The organism is Methanocalculus alkaliphilus (genome assembly GCF_024170505.1).
Taxonomy (GTDB): Archaea; Halobacteriota; Methanomicrobia; order Methanomicrobiales; family Methanocorpusculaceae; genus Methanocalculus; species Methanocalculus alkaliphilus.
In genome coordinates this window covers 165428-171963 of sequence record NZ_JALJYG010000004.1, presented here as the reverse complement: position 1 = coordinate 171963, position 6536 = coordinate 165428, and the positions used below count along the sequence as shown (strand labels likewise).

Below are 6536 nucleotides of genomic sequence, written 5' to 3'. Positions count from 1 at the left end.
CCATGTCTGAAAGGGTTGTATAACAGAGGTTTTATGTTGTTGAAATGAGCATTTTTATTCCGCCACTTTTGGGCACTTTGATCCCGCCATTTACAAAGCAGCAGAATCTGTTGATAGTGGAGCCATATACAAGCAGGATATCTTGTCATTTTCTGGAAGTGAACTGCTCAGTGAAATGCAATATGCACTAGGTGAGGCAATCAATGAGTTATGCAGATACTTTGTACACGAGTATCCAGATGTCATTCACTCCGCTATTCCCCAGGATGGAGAGGCAACGTATTATCCGCGCCGTCGTCCTGAAGACAGTCAGATTGACATCAACTGTCCCTTAAAAAATCACTTTAATTTTTTAAGAACCGTTGATAATGAGAAATATCCTGCTTGGTTTGAATATAACGGCAGACGTTACATTCTTCAGATCATTAGTCAGGGTGATTTATCGCTCAATAATTGATTCATATTATGGTGATCCGTTATGAACATAGGTGATTATACAATTGGTCAAAACAAACCCCCCTTCATCATCGCCGAGATGTCCGGGAACCACAACCACTCCCTCGACCGTGCCCTGGTAATCGTCGAAGCAGCAGCCGAAGCGGGCGCCCATGCGATCAAGCTCCAGACCTACACGGCAGACACCATCACACTTGATGTCGCCGAGGGAGAGTTCTTCATTAGCGATGAGAAGAGCCTCTGGACAGGGCAGAACCTCTATGATCTCTACAAGCAGGCATACACGCCCTGGGAGTGGCATGAGCCGATCATGAAGCGGGCAGAGGAGCTCGGGCTCATCTGCTTTTCAACACCGTTTGACGAGACTGCCGTTGATTTCCTTGAGAGCCTAAATGTCCCTGCATACAAGATTGCCTCGTTTGAGAATAACCATCTCCCGCTGATCCGGAAGGTGGCGGCAACCGGCAAACCGCTGATCATCTCAACCGGAATGGCGACAATCGCGGAACTGGACGAGGCGGTGCGCACCGCACGGGATGCCGGGTGCCAGAACCTAATCCTCCTCAAGTGCACGAGCACCTACCCGTCCACCCCCGAAAACAGCAACATCCTCACTATCCCGCATATGCGCGAACTTTTCAACTGCGAGGTCGGGCTCTCGGATCACACTCTCGGCATCGGCGCAGCGGTGGCGGCGGTCGCCCATGGAGCAACAGTGATCGAGAAGCACTTCACGCTCAGCCGAGTCGACGGGGGGGTTGACAGCGCATTTTCAATAGAGCCAGCTGAACTGAAAATGCTGGTGGAGGAGACGGAGCGCGCCTGGCAGTCGCTTGGCGGGGTGGTGTATGGGCCGGGTGAGGCGGAGAAGAAATCTCTGATGTTCCGGCGGTCCCTCTATGTTGCCGAGGATATGAAGGCCGGTGATGTGTTTACAAAGGAGAACCTGCGGTGCGTCCGGCCGGGGCTTGGGCTTGCGCCGAAGTATTATGAAGTTTTAATGGGGAAGCGGGTTAATAGGGATGTGAAGAAAGGGATGGCGGTTGAGTGGGGGATGGTTGGGTGAATACAAATTACAATAATTTTTTTATAAATAAATATTATGTTTACTATTAAAATGCGAAATGAGTCTCTCAGAGATATAATATGCGGCTTCTTAATTAAAGATACATGGAAGAGTTTAACTTCTTGTGATATCCTTCTATATCGTCATGATAATAATTGTGGATATGTATATAATGGAAAAGCGTATGCACACTTAGTAGATTCTTTAGGAGATTTATTAATTAATCATTCTTTAAAGGTAAAATCTGTTGCCAGACCACTATCAATTCTAACAGGAGAACGGGCATATAACTGCCCTGTATCATTCCATCAGCATTATATTATTTTTGCTGTCATGCAACAATTTATAAAAATATTTAAAGGAACACAAAATTCATTAGAATGGGAGAAACAACAACGTGTAACCTTATGGAGTTCAATTTTAAAAAAAGCAAACCCTGGAATTGTAATTAGTATTCAACCAGATGATTTTTTATGTCAAGCAGGAAATGGATTGGGTATTCCTGTATATGATCTCCAGCACGGTGTTATTTCAGATGTTCATCCATGGTATGGAGCGAAATATCGGATAGACACCCCCACCGAAATGCTCCCAACTGGTTTTCTCTGCTGGGATGATCATAGTGTTGCCACATTATCCAAGTGGGCTGTTCAGAAGGGAATTCGAGTTGTAAGAATCGGGAATCCTTGGTTTTTACGTTTTATGATAGCGAATCAGAATGATATACTGGTACAGGATATAATTCCTGCCTCTGAGTCTTGGGATGAAGTCAGACCCTCAATTCTTGTGTCATTACAATGGGGATTAATGGATATTTATGAAGATGTTCCAAATGGAGTTATGATTGAATCCCTTGAAAATGTTATTCTTGAAACATATGATCAATATAATTGGGTGCTCAGGTTGCACCCGGTTCAATTACGAGATGAAAATGAGTTGGAACTGGCTAAGTCTTATCTAATCTCAACCTTCGGTGCTGAAATCACTAATAAGTGGATTAATGATAGTTTTCTGCCATTACCACTTGTGCTCCGGAAAGTAGATTTGCATATTACTTATGATAGTTCGATTGTCATCGAAGCAGCATGGGGTGGTATTCGGAGTGGAATTTTAAACCCACGAATAAAGGATGCAGATAGTTTCGAAAGTTACTACGTACACGAACGCTCCCTCGGCATCGCTGAAGTGATCCCTCAAGATTCTGATTTGATCAAACAATGGATTATACATACCCTTGCAAAAGGTCGTGCTGAACCAACAATGGACACCAGTGGTGAAGAACTGGATGCTTTCATCAATGAAATCGTGGAGATGTGTAAGAATCGCAATCACGAATAGCAAGGTTTTGATTTTTTTTTTTAGGGACGATTATAAATCCCCTCTCCCAACCCCTTTATACACAAACCCTGCCTTCACCCATTCCTCCGGCTCCACAACATTCCTTCCATCCACGATCGCTGGCCGCTCGCACCCGCACCATCGTTTCACATCCTCAGGCACCAGCCCCCGGTACGCCGCATGCCCGGTGAAGATCACCACGGCATCTGCACCGGCGAGCGCCTGCTCCAGATCCATGGTGAGGCCGCCGTCCGGCTGATCGGGGCTCGGGAGATCCGGCGAGGTGGCGGGGTCGACCCAGGGGTCGTGCACCCGGACCTCGGCCCCCGCCGCCGTTGCAGCCTGATAGAATGGATCAGACGGGCTGTTCCGGGCGTCGTCGCTATCGTTGATGAAGGCCCAGCCGAGGAGGGCGATCCGGGCGCCTTTCAGGGGTTTTCCGGCTTCTGCAAGGGCGGCCACGGTGAGGTGGAGCATATGGGCGGGCATGAAGTCGTTGATCTCGCGGGCGAGGGTGTAGAGCGAGGGCCGCCCTTCGGGATAGTCGAGGACAGTGGCTCTGGCTTTTCTTGCCACCGGGAATTTTCCGGGTTTTCCGGACTCTGCTGCGTTCCCTACTTCTGCCACGTCCTCAGCTTCTGTTGTATCTCTTGCTTCTGCGGCGAGCTGAACCCCACGCTCCAGGTGATAGGTATCCTTCGTCAGGCAGTGGCCGCCGACCCCGGCACCTGGCCAGAGGATGGCACGGGTGATCCCCTCGCCCTTCAGCGAGTCGATCCCGGCCCGGACATCATAGAAGTTCACGCCCATCGCCTCGCAGTAGAGGGCGAGCTGGTTCGCGGCGGCAATCTGGAGGTCGCGGAAGGTGTTCTCTGCGGTCTTGGTCACCTCGGCGGCGGTTGCGGTCATCGGGATGACGCGGCCGGTCGTCAGAACCGGGGTATAGAGCTCCACGGCACGCTCTGTTGAGATGGGATCGATCCCGCCGACGATCCGGTCATGCTCGCGGATGTTTCTGAGCAGCCGGCCGACCATCACCCGCTCAGGGGCATGGGCGAGGGCGAAGTCCCGGCCGGCAACAAGCCCGGACTCCTCTTCGAGGATCTGCCGGGCCATCCCGGCGGTGGTACCGGGAGTGATGGTCGATTCAAGGACAACAAGCATTCCGGGCCGGAGGTTCTGACCGACATGCCGGAGCCCGTCGATGAGCGGGGTGAAGTCAGGGAGGAGATCTGCATGATTCAGAAATGGGGTCTGGATGGCAAGGGTCACCGCATCGCAGTCTGCAATTTTTGTAAAGTCCGGTGTGCAGGAGAAGGTCCCGGTAGAAACAACCTTTTTGAGGAGCGGCTCAAGCCCCGGCTCCTCGCCTTTGAGGGGGGATTCGCCCCGGTTCAGCATCGCGATCTTGTAGCCCGAGGTCTTTGAGTCCCGCTGGAACCCGTAGACATGGGTGATCCCGGGGATATCGGCGAAGAGGACGGCGGCGGGGATCCCGACATAGCCCATGCCAATGACACCGATGGTTCTGATGGGGCCGCGTTCTTTGAACAGTGTTGCGAGATGATTCTGGTGGTTCTCTGGGTGCCGGTCTGTCATGTTCGTCTCCTCTGGTTCAATCCATCGATAATGTTGTCTCTCTTATTCTTTGTCAAATGCACTGATAATCCGTCTGATCGCGTCTGCGGCGGTGCCATCGCCATAGTGTGCGGAGTGGGTCCGGAATTGCCCGTTCTGCTGATTTCGCCTCTCTCCGGTGATCTGATTGACAGCTGCAATGATACGGTTTGTATCCGCACCTGCAAGCACGTTCCAGCCATCCTCAACTGTCTCAACCCACTCGGTATTCTCCCGCAGGGTGATACAGGGAACCTGCAGGATATATGCCTCCTTCTGGACACCGCCTGAGTCGGTGAGGACAGCGGCTGCCTGGCCGAGCAGTGCAAGCATATCGAGGTAGGGGAGCGGCTCGATGAGACGGACATTTGTGATTGTGTCACCAGCAATTCCGTACTGCTCAAGGAACTTCCGCGTCCTCGGGTGGGCGGGGAAGATCACGGGCAGATCAAGAGCGGCAAATGCGGCCATGATCGACCTGAGGTTCTTTTCATCATCGGTGTTGCTGGGACGGTGGACAGTGGCGAGGTAATATGCACCTGTTTTGAGATCCAGTCGATCCAGAATATCGGATCGTGCTGCCAGCTCCCGGTTGAAGAGGAGGGCATCGACCATCACATCCCCGACACGATGCACACCCTTTTCAATACCCTCACGGGCGAGGTTTGCAACCCCGTTTTCGGTTGGGACAAAGAGGAGATCAGATGCATGGTCGGTGAGGACACGGTTGATCTCCTCAGGCATGCTGCGGTCAAAGCTCCGGAGGCCGGCCTCGACATGGGCGATCCGAATATGGAGTTTTGCAGCGGCCAGCGCACCGGCGAGGGTGGAGTTGGTGTCACCATAGATGATGACCATATCCGGGGTCTCCTTCAGCAGCACCTCTTCAATCGCAGCGAGCATCCGGCCGGTCTGCGCACCATGGGAGCCGGATCCGATCCCAAGATGATAGTCGGGTGTTGGAATGGATAGTTCCTCAAAGAAGATGCCGGACATATTCTCATCATAATGCTGGCCGGTATGCACCAGAATCTCCTGATGATCCTTTCGGAGTGCCCGTGAGACCGGGGCACACTTGATGAACTGGGGGCGGGCGCCGACGATTGAGACGATCTTCACCTCTTCATCTCCTCCATAACCTCTTCACAGATCTGGAGATTCAGGAGCCCCTGTTCCGGTGTCACCTCAAATGGTTTGCCGTCGTGAGCTGCCCGTACAAATGCCTGGAGCTCGACCTTCAGGGGCTCGACCTTATTGACGAGTACCTTCTCGATGATATTCTCCTGCCTATACAGGCCATTGGTCTGATCATAGGTCTCGGGCTTGCGGTACACAAAGATCTCCTGGGTCATGAAGTCGCCTTCAATCGTCCGCTCTTCCTCCTCGATATAGATCGATCGGATCTTCTTTGCGGATTTCCGGGATGCAGAGAGATAGAAGGAGGTGGTATCAACTGATCCGAGGACGAGGGCGATATCGCCGTTCCCGCGTGCCGAGAAGGAATACTCCTGATCCGGGAAGAAGGCATTGAAGAGGATGTCGATGTCATGGATCATCAGATCCTCGACGATCGAGGCATCAGTGATCCGGCCGGATGCCGGGTTGTGCCGGTGGAAGGCGACATACTGGGGGGCGGTTGCGATTCTTCTGATCTCAGGGACGATCGGGTTGAACCGCTCGATATGCCCAACACCAACGACAATCCCCTCAGGAATTTCCTGTATCAGCTTTTCTGCCTCGGTTGCGGTTCCGCAGATCGGTTTTTCAATCAAGGTATGCACTCCGGATCCGATCACCTGTTTTGCTGTCTCAAAATGGAACCGGGTGGGGACAGCAAGCGAGACGAGATCGACCTTTCGGAGTAGTTCCTCAATTGATGAACAGACCTCGGCTCCGGTATAGGCAGCCACCTCTTCGGCACTCTTTGTATCAAGGTCAAAGACATAGGTTGTCCCGACCTCCTTCAGTTCACTATAGACCCGGACATGGTTCCTGCCCATAACCCCACACCCGATAACACCAGCATCCCTCATCTCATACTCTCCATTCCTTATTGAAA

Annotated in this window: 6 protein-coding genes; 3 read left to right on the top strand and 3 right to left on the bottom strand. The window is 52.1% G+C overall.

Translation table 11 applies throughout. The features are described from left to right. Positions 1-142 precede the first annotated feature (142 nt). From J2T58_RS04845 to J2T58_RS04835, 3 genes are read left to right on the top strand one after another with little or no spacing between them, the layout of a single operon-like run. Entirely contained in the window at positions 143-457 is a 315-nt protein-coding gene (locus J2T58_RS04845; protein WP_253487858.1) for a hypothetical protein, read from the top strand. A 21-nt stretch (positions 458-478) separates the two neighbouring features. Continuing rightward, positions 479-1522 carry a pseudaminic acid synthase gene (gene pseI / locus J2T58_RS04840; protein WP_253487857.1) on the top strand — a complete coding sequence of 348 codons (1044 nt, stop codon included), beginning with the start codon at positions 479-481 and terminating at the stop codon, positions 1520-1522. Positions 1523-1558: 36 nt separating this feature from the next. After that, positions 1559-2860, top strand: coding sequence for a hypothetical protein (locus J2T58_RS04835; RefSeq protein WP_253487856.1), 1302 nt, complete (start codon positions 1559-1561; stop codon positions 2858-2860). Between the two features lie 30 nt (positions 2861-2890). On the opposite strand, the gene J2T58_RS04830 is transcribed toward J2T58_RS04835, so the two are convergent. Genes J2T58_RS04830 through J2T58_RS04820 form a run of 3 tightly spaced genes read right to left on the bottom strand, consistent with a single transcriptional unit; the run spans position 2891 to position 6510 of the window. Beyond that, positions 2891-4459, bottom strand: coding sequence for a nucleotide sugar dehydrogenase (locus J2T58_RS04830; protein ID WP_253487855.1), 1569 nt, complete (start codon positions 4457-4459; stop codon positions 2891-2893). A 42-nt stretch (positions 4460-4501) separates the two neighbouring features. Next, complete coding sequence (wecB, locus tag J2T58_RS04825) at positions 4502-5596, bottom strand: non-hydrolyzing UDP-N-acetylglucosamine 2-epimerase (protein WP_253487854.1); 1095 nt, start codon at positions 5594-5596, stop codon at positions 4502-4504. Continuing rightward, a complete protein-coding gene (locus J2T58_RS04820) occupies positions 5593-6510 on the bottom strand; it encodes a Gfo/Idh/MocA family protein (protein WP_253487853.1) in 918 nt (305 codons plus the stop codon). Before J2T58_RS04820 ends, wecB begins: the two co-directional genes overlap by 4 nt. Positions 6511-6536 lie beyond the last annotated feature (26 nt).